Origin of the sequence: Bordetella genomosp. 2, assembly GCF_002261345.1 — a bacterium.
Classification (GTDB): Bacteria; Pseudomonadota; Gammaproteobacteria; order Burkholderiales; family Burkholderiaceae_B; genus Bordetella_A.
In genome coordinates this window covers 976330-991705 of record NZ_NEVT01000006.1, presented here as the reverse complement: position 1 = coordinate 991705, position 15376 = coordinate 976330, and the positions used below count along the sequence as shown (strand labels likewise).

Annotated in this window: 14 protein-coding genes; 4 read left to right on the top strand and 10 right to left on the bottom strand. The window is 65.6% G+C overall.

All coding sequences use genetic code 11. The features are described 5' to 3' along the window. Positions 1 to 38: 38 nt before the first annotated feature. Together CAL24_RS14855 and CAL24_RS14850 are read right to left on the bottom strand one after the other, a co-directional pair. The gene (locus CAL24_RS14855; protein WP_094807073.1) at positions 39 to 2561 is read right to left on the bottom strand and encodes a cbb3-type cytochrome c oxidase subunit I; all 2523 of its coding nucleotides are present in this window, start codon (positions 2559 to 2561) and stop codon (positions 39 to 41) included. Next, on the bottom strand, positions 2558 to 3547 hold the full coding sequence (locus CAL24_RS14850) for a cytochrome c oxidase subunit II (protein WP_094807284.1): 990 nt from the start codon (positions 3545 to 3547) through the stop codon (positions 2558 to 2560). The genes CAL24_RS14855 and CAL24_RS14850 overlap by 4 nt, the downstream gene beginning before the upstream one ends. Before the next feature lie 280 nt (positions 3548 to 3827). Here CAL24_RS14850 and CAL24_RS14845 point away from each other — a divergent pair, with 280 nt between their 5' ends. Together CAL24_RS14845 and CAL24_RS14840 are read left to right on the top strand one after the other, a co-directional pair. Continuing rightward, positions 3828 to 4322, top strand: coding sequence for a c-type cytochrome (locus CAL24_RS14845; RefSeq protein ID WP_094807072.1), 495 nt, complete (start codon positions 3828 to 3830; stop codon positions 4320 to 4322). Between the two features lie 14 nt (positions 4323 to 4336). Next, positions 4337 to 5191, top strand: coding sequence for a c-type cytochrome (locus tag CAL24_RS14840; protein ID WP_094807071.1), 855 nt, complete (start codon positions 4337 to 4339; stop codon positions 5189 to 5191). Positions 5192 to 5202: 11 nt separating this feature from the next. Here the strand turns inward: CAL24_RS14840 and CAL24_RS14835 are convergent, their stop codons facing one another. The 8 genes from CAL24_RS14835 to CAL24_RS14810 form a co-directional block, all read right to left on the bottom strand. Continuing rightward, positions 5203 to 5862 (bottom strand): methyltransferase family protein, encoded by a 660-nt coding sequence (locus CAL24_RS14835; protein WP_094807070.1) that lies wholly within the window; start codon positions 5860 to 5862, stop codon positions 5203 to 5205. 148 nt (positions 5863 to 6010) lie between these two features. Next, positions 6011 to 8221 carry an NACHT domain-containing protein gene (locus CAL24_RS24050; protein WP_141218091.1) on the bottom strand — a complete coding sequence of 737 codons (2211 nt, stop codon included), beginning with the start codon at positions 8219 to 8221 and terminating at the stop codon, positions 6011 to 6013. 7 nt (positions 8222 to 8228) lie between these two features. Next, on the bottom strand, positions 8229 to 8900 hold the full coding sequence (locus tag CAL24_RS24045) for an NYN domain-containing protein (RefSeq protein WP_141218090.1): 672 nt from the start codon (positions 8898 to 8900) through the stop codon (positions 8229 to 8231). A gap of 86 nt (positions 8901 to 8986) precedes the next feature. Then, the gene (locus CAL24_RS14830; RefSeq protein ID WP_094807069.1) at positions 8987 to 9919 is read right to left on the bottom strand and encodes a spermidine synthase; all 933 of its coding nucleotides are present in this window, start codon (positions 9917 to 9919) and stop codon (positions 8987 to 8989) included. Between the two features lie 185 nt (positions 9920 to 10104). Further along, on the bottom strand, positions 10105 to 11355 hold the full coding sequence (locus CAL24_RS14825; RefSeq protein ID WP_094807068.1) for a CaiB/BaiF CoA transferase family protein: 1251 nt from the start codon (positions 11353 to 11355) through the stop codon (positions 10105 to 10107). Between the two features lie 20 nt (positions 11356 to 11375). Continuing rightward, positions 11376 to 12359 carry a tripartite tricarboxylate transporter substrate binding protein gene (locus CAL24_RS14820; protein WP_028354027.1) on the bottom strand — a complete coding sequence of 328 codons (984 nt, stop codon included), beginning with the start codon at positions 12357 to 12359 and terminating at the stop codon, positions 11376 to 11378. Between the two features lie 115 nt (positions 12360 to 12474). Continuing rightward, complete coding sequence (locus tag CAL24_RS14815; RefSeq protein ID WP_094807067.1) at positions 12475 to 12918, bottom strand: MaoC family dehydratase; 444 nt, start codon at positions 12916 to 12918, stop codon at positions 12475 to 12477. Positions 12919 to 12947: 29 nt separating this feature from the next. After that, on the bottom strand, positions 12948 to 13421 hold the full coding sequence (locus CAL24_RS14810) for a MaoC family dehydratase (protein ID WP_094807066.1): 474 nt from the start codon (positions 13419 to 13421) through the stop codon (positions 12948 to 12950). Between the two features lie 138 nt (positions 13422 to 13559). Here CAL24_RS14810 and CAL24_RS14805 point away from each other — a divergent pair, with 138 nt between their 5' ends. Then, on the top strand, positions 13560 to 14330 hold the full coding sequence (locus CAL24_RS14805) for an IclR family transcriptional regulator domain-containing protein (RefSeq protein WP_170947087.1): 771 nt from the start codon (positions 13560 to 13562) through the stop codon (positions 14328 to 14330). 100 nt (positions 14331 to 14430) lie between these two features. After that, the gene (locus CAL24_RS14800; RefSeq protein WP_094807065.1) at positions 14431 to 15348 is read left to right on the top strand and encodes a LysR substrate-binding domain-containing protein; all 918 of its coding nucleotides are present in this window, start codon (positions 14431 to 14433) and stop codon (positions 15346 to 15348) included. The last annotated feature ends 28 nt before the right edge of the window (positions 15349 to 15376 follow it).

Below are 15376 nucleotides of genomic sequence, written 5' to 3'. Positions count from 1 at the left end.
CGTTCATCCAGGGCCTGTGCACGTTAAAAGGAACCCATCTAGCCCACCAGGCGCGGAAAGCCGTGGGCCGCCAGGATGGCGACCAAGCCCTGCGCCACCGTGTAGTGCCACAGCAGCGCGGTGTTGTCGAAAGTGGCGCGCCGGTCCGGCGCTAGCCGGCCGGCCCAGGCGCGCGCCGCCGTGAACAGGCTCATGAAGCCCACCGCCACCGCCAGCACGCCTTGCAGGCCGGCCAGGGCATAGACGGCGGCGGCGTAGGCGCTGTCCTGCGGACGCAGGCCGGTGCGCCACTGCCCGGCCAGTTCGAGGCCGGTGGCCGCCAGCAGCAGCGCGGCGCCCAGCGGCAGGCCGAAGCGCGTCCAGCCGAGCCGGCCGGCGCGCAGGCGGCGGCCGGCGAGCCACGTCACGATGCTGCTCGCCGCCAGCAGGGCGGCCCCGGCCGCCGGCCACGCCGGGCCGGCCAGCGCTTCGCGCGCGGGCCAGACCTCGGGCGAGGTGGTCCACAGGAACAGGTACGAGAACAGCAGCGCGCAGAAGATGCTGGCGCACACCATCACCAGCATCACCATGGCCCACCACGAATGCGAGCCCGGGCCGGTGCACGACACCGGCAGCCGCAGCCCGCCGCCCACGTCCACCGGCGGATGGTCGGGGCCGGGATCGGCGTCCCACAGCCAGCGCAGGATCATGGCCACCGCCAGCACCCCGAAAGCCGCCGCCGGCAGCGTCAGCTTGGCGGTCAGCAGCAGGAAGAAGCCGGCGGTGCCGAGCGCCGCCAGCACCGGCGCCCAGCCCGGGCCGGGCAACTGCAGCACGTACTGCGGCCGCGCGTCGATGGCGCTGGTGACCAGGGTGGAGCGCCGGCCGGTCGGCGCGCCGGGCAGGTAGTGGCGGCCGGCCTCCACTTCCTCGGCCAGGCCGGGCTGGTCCCACAGCGGCTCGCGGCTGGTCACCCACGGCACGCTGCGCGGGCCGGCCACGCCGGCCGGCAGCCATTCCAGCGTGCCGGCCCGCCATACATTGCCGGCGTTGTGCTCCACCGAGGGCCGGAAATTGCGCGCCAGGTCGACCAGGAACACCAGCACGCCCGCCGCGATCATGTACGCGCCCACCGTCGACACCAGGTTCAGCGCGCCCCAGCCATACTGGTCGGCATAGGTGTAGACGCGGCGCGGCATGCCCGCCAGCCCGGTCAGGTGCATGGGAAAGAACCCGACATTGAAGCCCACGAACATCAGCCAGAAGGCCCAGCGCCCCAGGCGCTCGGACAGCGGGCGCGCGCTGACACACGGCATCCAGTAATAGAAGGCCGCGAACAGCGGGAACACCATGCCTCCCACCAGCACGTAGTGCAGGTGGGCCACCACGAAGTACGTGTCGTGCGCCTGCCAGTCGAACGGGATCACCGCCACCATCACGCCGGTCAGCCCGCCCAGCACGAAAATGAAAAAGAAGCCCAGCAGGAACAGCATCGGCGTGCGGATCGGGCGCAGGCGCGGCGCCGCGGCGATGGTGGCGATCCAGGCGAACACCTGCACGCCGGTGGGAATGGCCACCGCCATGCTGGCGGCGGAGGCGAAGCTGAGCGACAACTGCGGGATGCCGGTGGCGAACATGTGGTGCACCCACAGCCCGAAGCTGAGGAACGTGGTGGCCACCACCGCCATCACCACCGCCCGGTAGCCCACCAGCGGGCGGCCGGTCATGGCGGGAATGATCATCGACACCATGCCGGCCGCCGGCAGGAAGATGATGTAGACCTCCGGGTGGCCGAACAGCCAGAACAGGTGCTGCCACAGCAGCGGGTCGCCGCCGCGCTCGGCCACGAAGAACGGCAGCCCGAAGGCCCGTTCCAGCTCCAGCAGGGCCGTGGCGACGATGACCGCCGGAAACGCGATGATCACCATGCCCGAGAACGCCAGCATGATCCACGCGAAAATCGGCATCTTGTCCAGCGTCATGCCCGGCGCGCGCGTGCGCAGGATGCCCACCGCCAGCTCGATGGCCCCGGCGATGGCCGAGATCTCGATGAAGCCGATGCCCAGCAGCCACAAGTCGGCATTGACCGCCGGCGAGTAGGTCGAGCTGGTCAGCGGCGGGTACATGAACCAGCCGCCGTCCGGCGCCAACCCCGCGAAAATGCTGCTGAAGAACACCAGGCCGCCGATCGCGTAGGCCCAGTACGCATAGGACGACAAGCGCGGAAACGGCAGGTCGCGCGCACCCAGCATATTGGGCAGCAGCAGCACCGCCATCGCCTCCACCGCCGGCACCGCGAACAGGAACATCATCACCGTGCCGTGCATGGTGAAGAGCTGGTTGTACAGCGCGTGGCCGATCAGCGTGTTGTCCGGCACCGCCAGCTGCGTGCGCATCAGCAGCGCCAGGATGCCGGCCAGCAGGAAGAACAGCAGCGCGGTGCCGATGTACAGCAGCCCCACATAATTGTTGTTGACCACCGTGATGGCGCGCCAGCCGCGCGGGCGCCGCCAGATGCGCAGCAGTTCTTCGCGTTCGCCGGGCGGGCGCGGCAGCGGGTTGGGCAGCGGGTCCGGCGTCATCGCAGGCCTTCCAGGTAGCGCGCCACGGCGCGCAACTGCTCGCCGGTCAGCGTGTTGAACGAGGGCATGGCATTGTCCGGCTTGATGTGCTGGCTGCCGGCGATCCAGCCCGCCAGCGTGCCGACGTTGTTGGGCAGCATGCCCGCCGCCAGCGACAGGCGGCTGCCCACGTGGGTGAGGTCCGGGCCCAGTGTGCCGGCGGCCGCGGTGCCGCGAACGGCGTGGCACTGCGCGCACGCCTGCATGAACAGCCGCTGGCCCGCCTGCAACTGGCGCGCCGTCTCCGGCACCGGCGCGGCGGGGCGCTGCTGGGCCTGCAGCCAGGCCTGGAAATCCTGCGCGGCCAGCACCTGCACGTCGAACATCATGTTGGCGTGCTGCGCGCCGCAATACTCCGCGCACTGGCCGCGGTAAGTGCCGGTCTGCCGGGCATGCAGGCGCAAGTGGTTGTGGTGGCCGGGCACCATGTCCAGCTTGCCGGCCAGGTTCGGCACCCAGAAACTGTGCACCACGTTGCGCGACTTCAGCACCAGGTCCACCGGCTGGTCCACCGGAATGCGCAGCTCGTTGGCCGTCTCGAACAGCGTGCGGCCTTGCTCGTCCAGGTAGCGCACGCGCCACCACCACATCTCGCCCTGCACCTCGATGCGCGCCGCCGCCGGCGCGTCGCCGCGCAGCATGGCCGCCGCGATCCCCAGGCTGTATATCAACAGCGCCGACAGCGCCACCACCGGGAACGCCAGGCCGGCGCCCAGCACCAGCGCCCGGCCCGACAGGCGCTGGCGCAGCCGCGCCGGGCCATACAAGGCCAGCGCCAGCAGCACCATCACCGCCACGAAAATCGCCGTCCCCGCCAGCAGCATCACCCAGCCGATCTCCGCGCTGAGCGCGGCGTGGTCGCCGCGCGGATGCAGGGCCGACTGCTTGTCGGCCCACAGCGACGACAACAACAGGACTAGGACGGTGGAAGCGCTGGAATCGGGCATGGCGGCCAAAGCGTCGGCATGGCCGCCTGGCGCCGGCAAGGGCGCGCATGCAGCCGCGGAGCGCGGCCATGTGCAAGTGCCATGCCCGGCGGGCCTCGGCCGCGCCGCGCGAGCCTGCCCTGGCATACCCACCGAACAAAAGCGCCGCCGCGCACCGAAGGGAAGATTTACAAACCGCCGGTTTTTTTGCTGCAAGCCGCGTGCCCGCCCGGGCGCGCCGGCAGAGGGCGGCTGCGCTGGCAAAGCACTTGCTATATCGCTGCAAAAACGGGGATCCACCATGCACCGCTTGACCTTCGCGGTACCACGGGCCCGGCCCGGCCCGCCGACACGGCCGCCGCGCCGCGCGCCGGGCGCTTCGCCCGCACGGCCCCGGCGCCTGGCGGCGCGGCTGGCGGCCGCCGTGCCGGCCGTCGCCTTATTGGCCGCGCTGGCCGGCTGCGGCGAACCGCCCGCGCCGCTCGCCGCCACGCCGCAGGCCGGCGCGCTGGCGGGCGCCGACAGCGCGCGCGGCCGCGAGCGCATCGTCGCGCAGGGCTGCGTCAGCTGCCATAGCATTCCCGGCATCAAGGGCGCCGGCGCGCGGGTCGGGCCGCCCCTGGGACACCTGGCCAAGCGCGCCTACCTGGGCGGCGTGCTGGCCAACACCTCCGCCAACCTGGTGCGCTGGCTGCGCGACCCGCCCGCCATCGCGCCGCACACCGCCATGCCCAACCTGCGGCTGAGCGAGGCCGAGGCGCGCGACATCGCCGCCTACCTGCTCACCCTGCGCTGAAGGACGCCGCCATCATGAGAAAGCGCACGCGCATCATCGGCCTGACCCTGGCAGGCGTCGCGGCCGCCGGCGCGGCCGGCGCGCTGGCCCTGGTCTACAGCGGCTGGTACGACAGCGCCGCCACCCACCCGCACACCGCGCCCGTCAACCATGTGCTCGACATCGCCCTGCGGCGCTCCATCAGCGTGCGCGCCGGCGACATCGCCGTGCCGGCGCTGGACGACCCGCGGCGCGCCCTCAACGGCTTCAAGCTGTTCCGCGCCCACTGCGTGCAATGCCACGGCGCGCCCGGCATCGCGCCGGACCCCTACGCGCGCGGCATGATGCCGGCCCCCGCCGCCCTGGTGGAAACCGCCCGCCAGTGGCCCGCGTCCGAGGTCTACCTGGTGATCCGCCAGGGCATCAAAATGACCGGCATGCCCGCCTGGCAATACCGTCTGCACGACGACGACATCTGGGACGTGGTGGCCTTCATGAAAGTGCTGCCGCGCCTGTCGCCGGCCCAGTACCGCGAGTGGGACCGCAAGCACCCCGGCGCGCCCGCGCCGCGCCCGCTGGAGACGCCGGCGGAGCTGCGGCCGGGTGATCCCGAAGCCGGCCGACTGGCCATGCAGCAACACCTGTGCGTGACCTGCCACGCCATCCCCGGCGTGGTCGGCGCCAACCGCCACGTCGGGCCGCCGCTGGGCGGCATCGCCCGCCAGCGCTACATCGCCGGCGTGCTGCCCAACACCCCCGCCAACATGGCGCGCTGGCTGCGCGACCCCAGCGCCATCGACCCCGATTCCGCCATGCCGGACCTGGGCGTCAGCGAACAGGACGCGCGCGACATGGCCGCCTTCCTGCACACGCTGGACCAGCCGGAGTAGGCGCCAGGCCTTCAGTACAACCAGGGAATCAGGCGCCAGGTGCGCTTGCGGTAGTTCTCGTACTGCACCCCGAAATGCGCGCGCAGCAGCCGCTCCTCGCTGCGCATGCGGGCGATCAGGGGCGGCAGCATGCACAGCGCCAGCAGCACGCCGACCGCCGAGCGGAACGTCAGCGCCCAGCCCAGCATGCTGATCAGCAGCCCCAGGTAGCTGGGGTTGCGCACCTTGCCATAGATGCCGGTGGTCACCAGCTCGTGTCCCGGCTGGATCGCCACCAGCCCGCTGAAGCGCCGCCCCAGCACGAACACGGGCCACAGCCGCAGCGCGCCGCCGATGGCGAACACCGCCACGCCGGTCCAGCGCAGCGTGTCGCCGTCCATGGTCCAGAAATCGATGCGGTCGGTATAGGCCGGCACGAACCCGCTCAACAGGCCCAGCAGCGCGAAAGCGGTCAGCACCCAGCGGTTGTCGCGGTCCTCGTATTCGCCCGGGTTCAGGTTGCCGCCGCTGAACAGCGCGGCGGTCGACAGGGCGAACAACACCACGGCCAGCGCGATGCGCGCCGGATGAGAGAAGAACGCCGCCACGCCGCCGTAGCCGAAGACGGCCAGGGCCAGGTAGAAGAGCGTGCCCAGGAGCGTGGCGAGCACGATGGCGGGAGTGGGGCGCATGGGGGCCTCGCAGCTTAGGATATGCGCAGCGTCGCGCTATTCGACCATTAGAAGCACCGTAGATTTAAATCGCACAAGACGGTCTTTATTGCATTATTTGTCAGTTTCCGTTCAGGCCCGTTTTCCTGACCGACTTTTGGCAAAGCGCTCAAATTGAGAGGGCCAGATCATGAAAAAAATGTGCAACTTCATGATCCATTTTATCCTCTGCTAGTAGCCGTTCTGGCTGTCGCAAATGATAAAAAATTGAAGACCTTCCGGATGCATCTCGCTTTTCTACTCTTAAAAAGCCGTGTTCGGTCAATACCTTACTAAGGAGTGGCCAGTTAGGGTCCCGCAGAATGCGTTCAGCATATATGTCATCGCTTTCACGGAGCCAGTACTGCCGGATCCGGCACGCTCGGCCAAGCAGCGAGTATATGTCATGCTCCCTCACTTTTTGCGGAACAATTGAATCATTGGCTGCGTCATGTGAGCGACCACGTACGTTTATCCACTCCATTATCCTGCTTGGTTCCGTCATATGTTCTCCCGTTCCGTCAATTAATATACTCGGAAAGGGAAAGGACGTTGGGAATCTAGAGCCATCATCTGCGATTAAGCTGGTAATGTTGCAGTCGATGAATTCTATGCAGCGTAAATCTGCCTGCCTGCAATCGAGTTGGTTTATCGCCACAGACGATATCTTCGCTGGGCCTGCCGTCCCCCGAGCCACGGCGTCATCTAGTTGAATGTTGCTGAGATATGCCGCATCTTCGCCGATAAGGCTCTGAAATGCTGCGAAGAGCAACGCTCCCAGATTTCTAGAACCTCGATCCAAATTGGCGTATTGCTGAGTTAGAGATTGAGTTCGGGTGAAAAAATTTCGGACTGTCTGCGGAGAGTGTGAGCTATATTCCGCAGCAACCTCTACAAAGGTAAGCAGGAATTCGGGGCCCAAGATATTTCGACGAATAAACTTTGGTAGCTCCCCATTTGCTAACGCCTCGATCGCTACTTTTGCTAGATAATAATTCTGTATGTAAGTGTGGAGGAACGTTTTATATCCGGGGCGATCGTCATTTATCAACAATGCGATTACTGCTGCCCTATTCTTGACCAACCCGACAATATCTGCAGGATGTCCATCGCCAAGCGCTGCTTCTGCGATCCATGCGAGTGTACTGTTATCTAGAGATTCGCTTTGCATATCAGCCATTTCGCGAGCGGCTTCATGCAGGAAATCTTGAAGGAATCTCTCTATCTCTGATTTTTCAAGAACCGCTTCAACCGGGTTTCCAAAGAGCCCAGCTTCACGGCTAAGAATGCTCTGTAATAGAAAAGAGGTTAGATACCTTTCGTGGACTTCTTTAATATCTTTGGGCTTAATTTGTTCTGCCAACAATTTCAGGAATACGGGTCTGAGAGCGAAAGAGCCTTCTTCCAACAAAACAGATATCGCTGGGATCTCAAAACTCGCCTCACCCCATCCTTTATGGGTGAGTAGCCAATTTCTTGCTTCTTCAGGGGACGGCAGGCGCAATGTGACGCCGCTAACCGTATCTGTTCCGTCACGCAGTGAACTCACATCTCTCATTAGCCGTTCGCGGCTGATAAAGGTATCACGGCCTGCTAGGATGAGCGTCCCTTGTCCACGGACAGAGGCGATCAGCTCACTGACCTGTGCCCAAGCCATATCATATCCGTTGGGGTCTCCCAATTCATCGAATCCGTCGATGGCGCAAATGACTAGCCCGTGCCTGACTAGAACAGGAACCTGATCATATGTAATGTTTGAACGTATGGTCTGGAGGCTAAATGCCATTAGATCATCTAAATTGGAAAGCACGCGCCCTCGGCTTTTTACATGAAGGACTAGCGGTGAGGGGCATTGTCTGTAGTTTGAAGCACGGAGAAAAGCGATTTCAGATATAAGAGTGGTCTTGCCAATACCAGCGGGCCCATCAATAATTAAGATCTCAGTGGAGTTAGGTTTCCGCTCAACGCTATTGATCAGTGCATTAATTTCGCCTGCGCCTCGCAGCATACCTCCAGTCTGAGCTACGGCATTGATCGGTATGACTCTTTTTCGGTCGGAGAGTTCTCCTCTAAATATTTCAGTTTGAATGTCAGCCCATCTTTTAAGATTCGCGAAGATCTCTGAAGCTAGCAACGATGCTATTGAGGGAAAATTGCGTGCAGGCGATTTCCCCCAAGTCGCTTGCACTACTCCAGAAGCTGGATCAATTGCAATCTTCAGATCTCGCCCGTCTCTCGAAATCCGTACCGTAACTCTCGATTGCTGTTCGGAGACTCTCGGAGCGCCAGTGCCAATGTCCACAAAAGGGGAAAAATCATTAATTAGTTCTTCTCTGTTCATTTTGTCCCTATTGAATATTCAGCCCGTCAAGTAAGAGAAAGTTATTGCTCCGCTTGCGCTTGCTCAGTAGCAGGGCTTTAGCTCCCCGTGCACATACGATGGTTTCAATGGAAAATAGCGGGGGCACCAGGTCATCGTCTTCCCCCACTAGAATAATCCAATCTTCGGGGTATTGATAAGCGCAGACAATAGAGTCGGTGGCTATTGCAGTGTCGACCATCTTTTCTTCGCTTCCACGATCGCCACGGTCACGATAGGTGTTTGGTAAGTGTATAGAAATTTTTGGATGAAGGCGTTTAGGCGAAGCGGAAATTAGACAGTCACCGAAACCGATGATGCCGGAGTAACTTATGTTTGGAAAGTCCGATAGGGATGAAAAATCCGTTTCGGAGATAACCTGACGAATCGCTTTGAAATTCGTAGTCGGTTCATATCCCTTTCGCCATCCGTGATATAGGCGTAACGCCACTCGGAATTTTGCTTTTTTTTCGATTTTTGACAGGCAAAGTGTAATCCGCCGGGTTACTTGTTTGAGCGCTGCTCGAGCTGCTAGTAGCGGCTCAGCCTGAGCATTAACACCGGTTATCAGCAGTTGAGACTGCCAGTCTACAAAAGCCGTGACATGGGTAAACGCTCGCCGCATTCGCTTGTGCACTGTTGAACCGGAATATATGGTCATGCGCGCATTTCGGCATTGCCGATAGTCAGGACATAGAGCTTAGTTTTGTAACATAAAATTGAAAAAATATCATTTCAGTTACGTGGTCAATGATCGGTTGCGGCGGATCTCATAATTGGAGAAGACAGCCTCGGTAACCGTGTATAGGAAAGATTGTCGAGGAGAATTTCACTATCAACATGGCAGCCCGTCGTCTGTCGAAAAAATCTTCCCACGGCTTCCTCGGCATCTACCCCGATCCGCTGCATCCGGTCCTGCAGCGCCGCCGCATTGCGCGCCAGCACCTCATCCCCCGGCAATGCCCCGCGCGCCGCGATGATGACCCGGTTGCCTTGCCGCAGGTTGAAGAAGTCCCCGAACACCGCCGCGTAGGTGGCCGATTCGCGCTCGTACAGCTCGCTGTTGGTGAAGGTGTTGGCCACCACGATGCCGCCCTCGGCCAGGATGCCGCGCACGTGCTCGAGGAATTCGCGGGTCATCAGGTGCGCGGGGATGTAGTCCACGTCGAAAGCGTCCAGCATGACCATGTCGTATTGCCGGCCCTCGCGGTGGGCGCGTTCGATGTAGGCGCGGCCGTCTTCCAGGAACAGGCGCTGGCGCGGGCCCGGCTGGTAGCCGAAGTAGGCTTCGGCGACTTTGGCGATGGCGGGGTCGATCTCGACGGTGTCAATGGTGGCCTGGGGCAGCAGCCGGGCCAGGGTCTTCTGCAGGGTGGCGCCGCCCAGGCCGACGATCAGGATGCGCCGCGGCGCGGGCTGCACGAACAGGGCGCTGACCATCATGCGGGTGTAGCGGAACACCAGGGTGTCGGGCTCGGCCAGGCTCATGCAGGTCTGGCGGCCGAAGTCGACCATGCTGTTGAAGTTCAGGCAGCGTTCGCCGTTTTCTTCGAAGACGAGGATTTTGCCGAATTGGGAGGGTTCGGTGTGCAACAGTTGCGGCTCGGCCTGCGCGTGCGGGGCGGGGCTGGCGAGCAGTAGTGCGCAGGTGCAGAGGATGGATCGCAGGATGCGGGGCATGAGGCGGGGGTGGGGGATGGGGCTCCTAATGATATCGCCCTGGGGTGGGGGCTGGGGTTGGTGGCGGAAGGTGTCTGACACCCCATGCTCGATGGTGGCTGGCATGGGGCGTCTCGTAGGGGTGTCAGACACCTGGCAAGCACCTCGGTGCCGCACCTGGCTAGGTGCCTGGGTACCGCGCGTGGCTAGACGGCGCCGGCGTTTTTCAGGTCGGCGATCTGCCGCGCGCTGTAGCCCAGGACTTCGCCCAGTACGTAGTCGGTGCTGTCGCCCAGGGTGGGCGGGGGCACGTCGTATTTGACCGGGGTGCCGCGCAGGCGCAGCGGGCTGGCGATGGTGCCGACCGTGCCGCCGCCGGGCCGCGGGATGTCGACGCGCAGGCCGCGGTGCCGCACTTGCGGGTCCTGGAAGACTTGCTGGTAGTTGTTGATGCGGCCGCAGGGCACGTCGGCGGCTTCCAGGCGCGCGACCCAGTCGGCCGCGCGGCGCGTCAGCATGGCGCGGGCCAGTTCGGGCACCAGGGTGTCGCGGCCGACGATGCGGCCCTTGACCTTGGCCCAGCGCGGATCGGCGGCCAGGTCGGGGCGCTCGATGGCGGCGCAGTAGCGCTGCCATTGCACGTCGTTGCCGACCGCGACGACGATCTCGCCGTCGGCCACCGCGAAGACCTGGTAGGGCACCAGGCTGGCGTGGGCGTTGCCGTAGCGGTGCGGGATCTTGCCGTTGGCGAAGTAGCCGGTGATCTGGTTGCCGCCCAGGGCGACGATGCAGTCCAGCAAGGCCATGTCGATGTACTGCCCCTGGCCGGATACCGTGCGATGGTTCAGCGCGGCGAGGATGGCGATGGTGGCGTACATGCCGGTGATGACGTCGGCGATGGCGATGCCGGTTTTCTGCGGGCCGCCGCCGGGCAGGTCGTCGCGTTCGCCGGTGATGCTCATCAGCCCGCCGATGGCCTGGAACACGAAGTCGTAGCCGGGCTTGCGGGCGCTGGGGCCGTCCTGGCCGTAGCCGGTGATGGAGCAGTACACCAGGCCCGGGTTGACGGCGCGCAGGCTGTCGTAGTCCAGGCCGTAGCGCCGCAGGTCGCCGATTTTGTAGTTCTCTACCAGGACGTCGCTGCGCGCGGCCAGTTCGCGCACCAGTTGTTGCCCGGCCGCGCTGGCGATGTCGATGGTGATGGACTTCTTGCCGCGGTTGGCGGCGGCGTAGTAGGTCGAGTCGGCGGCGTCGTTGCCATGCGCGTCGCGGGTCCAGGGCGGGCCCCAGGCGCGCGTGTCGTCGCCGCTGCCGGGGCGCTCGACCTTGATGACTTCGGCGCCCAGGTCGGCCAGGTTCTGGGTGCACCAGGGCCCGGCCAGGATGCGGCTCAGGTCGAGCACGCGCAGGTGCGACAGGGCGCCTGGCGTGGCGGCGGGGACGGCGGGGTCGGGCATGGCGAGGCTTCCTTGCTGGCTTATTGGATGCTGATGTGGGCGTCGGCGATGACCTTGCCCCATTTGTCGATCTCGGCGTCGACGTAGCGGGCGAATTCGGGCTGGCTCATGGTGCCGGGTTCGGCGCCCTGCTTGGCGAACTGTTCTTTGATGCGGGGGCTTTGCAGGGCGGCCAGCACGTCGGCGGAGATCTGCCGGGTCAGCGCGGGCGGCATGTTGCCGGGCGCGTACAGGCCGAACCAGGCCATGGCCTCGAAGCCCTTGATGCCGGCCTCATCCAGGGTGGGCACGTCGGGCAGGGCGGCCGAGCGCTTCGGCGAGGTGACGCCCAGCGCGCGCAGCTTGCCGGCCTGGATGTGCTGCAGCACGCCGGGCACGGAGTCGAACATCATGGGGATCTGCCCGCCCAGCAGATCGTTCAGCGCCGGCGCGGCGCCCTTGTAGGGGATGTGGACCATCTCGGTGCCGGTCATGGATTTGAACAGCTCGCCCGACAAATGGTTGGCGCCGCCGGTGCCGGCCGAGCCGAAGTTGACCTTGCCGGGGTTGGCCTTGGCGTAGGCGACCAGTTCCTGCGCGGTCTTGGGCGGAAAGGACGGGTTGACCACCAGCACGTTGGGCACGGCGGCCACTTCGGCGATGGGGGTGAAGTCCTTGCGGGTGTCGTAGCGCAGGTTCTTGTACAGGCTGGGGTTGATGACGTGGTGCGTGGCGGTCAGCATCAGCGTGTAGCCGTCCGGCTCGGCGCGCGCCAGTTGTTCGGAATAGATGGTGCCGCTGGCGCCGGGTTTGTTTTCCACCACGACGGTCTGGCGCCATTGCTGGCTCAGCTCGTGGGCCAGCTGGCGCGCCAGGATGTCGGTGGTGCCGCCCGGCGGGAAAGGCACGACCAGGGTGACGCTGCGGGTCGGGAAGGGTTGGCGCGGCTCGGCCTGGCTGGCGGGGGCGGCCAGGGCGGCGGCCAGGGCCAGCGCGGCGGCGGCGGCTTGCGTCGAGGTTTTCATGTTTGTCTCCTGTGTTGTGTTCTGGTGTGTGGGGGGAAGGTCAGACACCCTGCGGGTGTCTGACACCTGGCAGACGTGGCGGGCGTGTCTGATCCTTGGCCGGCCCGCGCGGCGCTCAGGCGGCGGGCGGGAATTCGACCATGGCTTCGCCGACCGCCACGGTTTCGCCGCGCTGGTTGGTGACTTGCACGTCCAGCGTGGCCCACTGGCTTTTTTCGGTCTTGCGCGTGGCGGTGATGGTGGCGCGCGGGGTGATGGTGTCGCCCGGCTTGACCGGGATCTTCCAGCGGGTTTCCAGGCGGCGCTGCACGCCGCCCTGCGGGTAGAGCCAGTCGGTCAGCATCTTGGTGATGACGCCGAAGTTGTTCATGCCGTGCATGATGATGCCGCCGAACTGGGTCTTGCCGAAGCTGCCCTGCATGTAGTCGTCGTCCAGGTGCAGAGGGTTGTAGTCCAGCGAGGCCTCGCAGAAGTCGCGGATGGATTCGCGGGTGGGCGAGAACGGCGTGCCGTCGATCTGCTGGCCGGCCTTGAGGGTTTCGAATGCGGTGGTGGTCATGGAAGATTCCTTGGATACGGGCCGTGCGGTCACATGGGGCGGATGGTCCAGCCGCGGCCGGCGCAGATGACTTCGTCGCGCTGGTTGAAGAACACGTTGTCGTGCACGGCGAACAGGCGGCCTTTCTTGATGAACTTGTCCAGCGCGCGGGCCTGCAGGCGGATCACGTCGCCGGGCCGGGCGGGTGTGTGGTAGCTCCAGGACTGGCCGGCGTTGACGGTGCCGGGGCTGCGCATCCAGTCGTCGGCCGGCGTGCAGGCGAACATCAGCAGGATGTGGATGGCGGGCGGGGCGATCAGGCCCTTGTAGGGGGAGTTGCGCGCGTATTCCTCGTCGAAATACAGCGGGTGCAGGTCGCCCACCACGCGGCAGTATTTCTGGATGGCTTCCAGGGTCAGGGTGTAGGGGATGGTCTTGCGCGGCTGGCCGGGCACGATGTCGTCCCAGATCTTGCGGGACTGGGCGTCTTTCCAGAAATCGGTTTCGAAGGTGGGTTCTGTCATGGTCGCGGGCTAGGGTGGGCTGGGGGTTGAACAACGGGATCATTCTGCTACAATGACCGCTTAGCGGATATTGATATCCGCTTTATGGTCATTGTGGAAGGCGTTTTTTGCCGTGTCAAGCACATGGCAGGGGGTCGCATGGCAACACCGGAAAGCGAATCGTTCGTCCGCACCTTCGCGCGCGGGCTGAAAATCATCGAAGCAATGGGGCAGGGCGCGGCCCGCCAGACCCTCGGCGACGTGGCCGAGGCCGTGGACCTGCCGCGCACGGCGGTGCGGCGTTTTCTGCTGACGCTGATCGACCTGTCGTTCGTCAAGACCGACGGCAAGTACTACTGGCTGACGCCCAAGGTGCTGCGGCTGGGGCTGTCGTACCTATATTCGCTGCCGTACTGGCGGCAGGCGCAACTGGCGCTGGAAGAGCTGTGCGCGCGCATCGGCCAGTCGTGCGCGGTGTCGGTGCTGGACGAGGAAGACATCGTCTACGTGCAGCGCCTGCATACGCGGCGCATCCTGCCGATGAGCCCGTCGCTGGGCAGCCGCCTGCCGGCGCACGCGGTGTCGATGGGCCGGGTGCTGCTGTCGGGCCTGGACGACGCCGCGCTGGACGCCTACCTGGCCACGGCCACGCTCAAGAAACTGACCGCCGCTACGGTGGTGGACCGCGCCCAGTTGCAGGCCGCCATCGTGCGGGCGCGCGAACAGGGCTATGCCTGGGTAGACGGCGAGCTCGACGAATCCATCGCCGGCCTGGGCGTGCCGGTGCGCGACAAGGACGGCGCCATCGTGGCGGCCATCAACGTCAGCCTGCCGGCCGGCAGCTTCGACGAGGCCACCGCGCTGCGCGAGTTCCTGCCCGAACTGCGGCACACCGCCTCGCAGCTGCGCGCCGCCGGCGTCAGCTACTGACGGCGGCCGACACCCCTAGCCACGCCGCGCGCCTGTCCGCTACAGTTGGCGCCATCGCCGGCCAGTGCCGCCGGCTTCGCCAGCGAAGGACTTTCCGCCCATGCCGCGCCGCCTGCCCCCGCTTTCCGCATTGCGCTTTTTCGAGGCGGCCGGCCGGCATTGCAGTTTCAAGCTGGCGGCGGCCGAACTGAACGTGACGCCCAGCGCGGTCAGCCATGGCATCGTCGGGCTGGAGCAGGCGCTGGGCGTCGATTTGTTCGCGCGCGGGCCGCGCGGGCTGACGCTGACGCCGGAGGGCGCCGACTACCTGCTGTACGTGTCGGAGGCGTTGTCGCTGATCGCCGCCGGCACGCAGCGCCTGCCGGCCGGGCCGGGCGGGCGCGCCATCGCCGTGAGCTGCGCGCCCACGCTGGCCTCGCGCTGGCTGCTGCCGCGCCTGCAGGCGTTTCGCGCGCAGTGGCCGGGCGTGCACCTGAGCATCGACACGGCGCAGCGGCACGTGGGCTTTCCGGTCGACGGCTTCGATTTCGCCATCCGCATGAGCCGCGGCCCGATCGCCGCGGCGTCATGGGCGCGGCTGTTCGGCGAGCGGCTGGCGCCGGTGTGCAGCCCGGCGTATCGCGACACGCTGCTGGACGCGCGCGGGCGGGTGGACTGGCGGCGCGCCACGCTCATCCACGTCACGCTGGCCAGCGAGGACTGGCAGGCCTGGCTGGAAGGCGCGGGCGATGCGGCCGGCGAGGCCATCGGCCTGGCGGGCGGGTTGCGCTTCGACACCATCCAACTGGCGTTCGAGGCGGCCGCGGCGGGCCTGGGCGTGGTGCTGGGCCGGCGCCCGCTGGTGGACCAGGACCTGGCCGCCGGCACGCTGGTGGAGCTGCCATTGCCGGCGCTGCAGGCCCAGACGGCGTACTGGCTGGTGAGCGCCGACGCGGTCGAGCGCCGCAGCGAGGCGCTGGCGTTCCGCCAGTGGGTGCTGGACGAGGCGCGCGCGTTCGGCGGCGCGCCGGGCGGTTGAGCAAAACCGGTACGGCGCCGTGGCGCGG

Coding starts and splice junctions, on each gene's coding strand:
- CAL24_RS14805 (WP_170947087.1), top strand. CDS start 13,560: ATGGCAACACCGGAAAGCGAATCGTTCGTCCGCACCTTCGCGCGCGGG.
- CAL24_RS14835 (WP_094807070.1), bottom strand. CDS start 5,862: ATGCGCCCCACTCCCGCCATCGTGCTCGCCACGCTCCTGGGCACGCTC.
- CAL24_RS14810 (WP_094807066.1), bottom strand. CDS start 13,421: ATGACAGAACCCACCTTCGAAACCGATTTCTGGAAAGACGCCCAGTCC.
- CAL24_RS14825 (WP_094807068.1), bottom strand. CDS start 11,355: ATGCCCGACCCCGCCGTCCCCGCCGCCACGCCAGGCGCCCTGTCGCAC.
- CAL24_RS14840 (WP_094807071.1), top strand. CDS start 4,337: ATGAGAAAGCGCACGCGCATCATCGGCCTGACCCTGGCAGGCGTCGCG.
- CAL24_RS14820 (WP_028354027.1), bottom strand. CDS start 12,359: ATGAAAACCTCGACGCAAGCCGCCGCCGCCGCGCTGGCCCTGGCCGCC.
- CAL24_RS14845 (WP_094807072.1), top strand. CDS start 3,828: ATGCACCGCTTGACCTTCGCGGTACCACGGGCCCGGCCCGGCCCGCCG.
- CAL24_RS14855 (WP_094807073.1), bottom strand. CDS start 2,561: ATGACGCCGGACCCGCTGCCCAACCCGCTGCCGCGCCCGCCCGGCGAA.
- CAL24_RS24045 (WP_141218090.1), bottom strand. CDS start 8,900: ATGACCATATATTCCGGTTCAACAGTGCACAAGCGAATGCGGCGAGCG.
- CAL24_RS14850 (WP_094807284.1), bottom strand. CDS start 3,547: ATGCCCGATTCCAGCGCTTCCACCGTCCTAGTCCTGTTGTTGTCGTCG.
- CAL24_RS14830 (WP_094807069.1), bottom strand. CDS start 9,919: ATGCCCCGCATCCTGCGATCCATCCTCTGCACCTGCGCACTACTGCTC.
- CAL24_RS24050 (WP_141218091.1), bottom strand. CDS start 8,221: ATGAACAGAGAAGAACTAATTAATGATTTTTCCCCTTTTGTGGACATT.
- CAL24_RS14815 (WP_094807067.1), bottom strand. CDS start 12,918: ATGACCACCACCGCATTCGAAACCCTCAAGGCCGGCCAGCAGATCGAC.
- CAL24_RS14800 (WP_094807065.1), top strand. CDS start 14,431: ATGCCGCGCCGCCTGCCCCCGCTTTCCGCATTGCGCTTTTTCGAGGCG.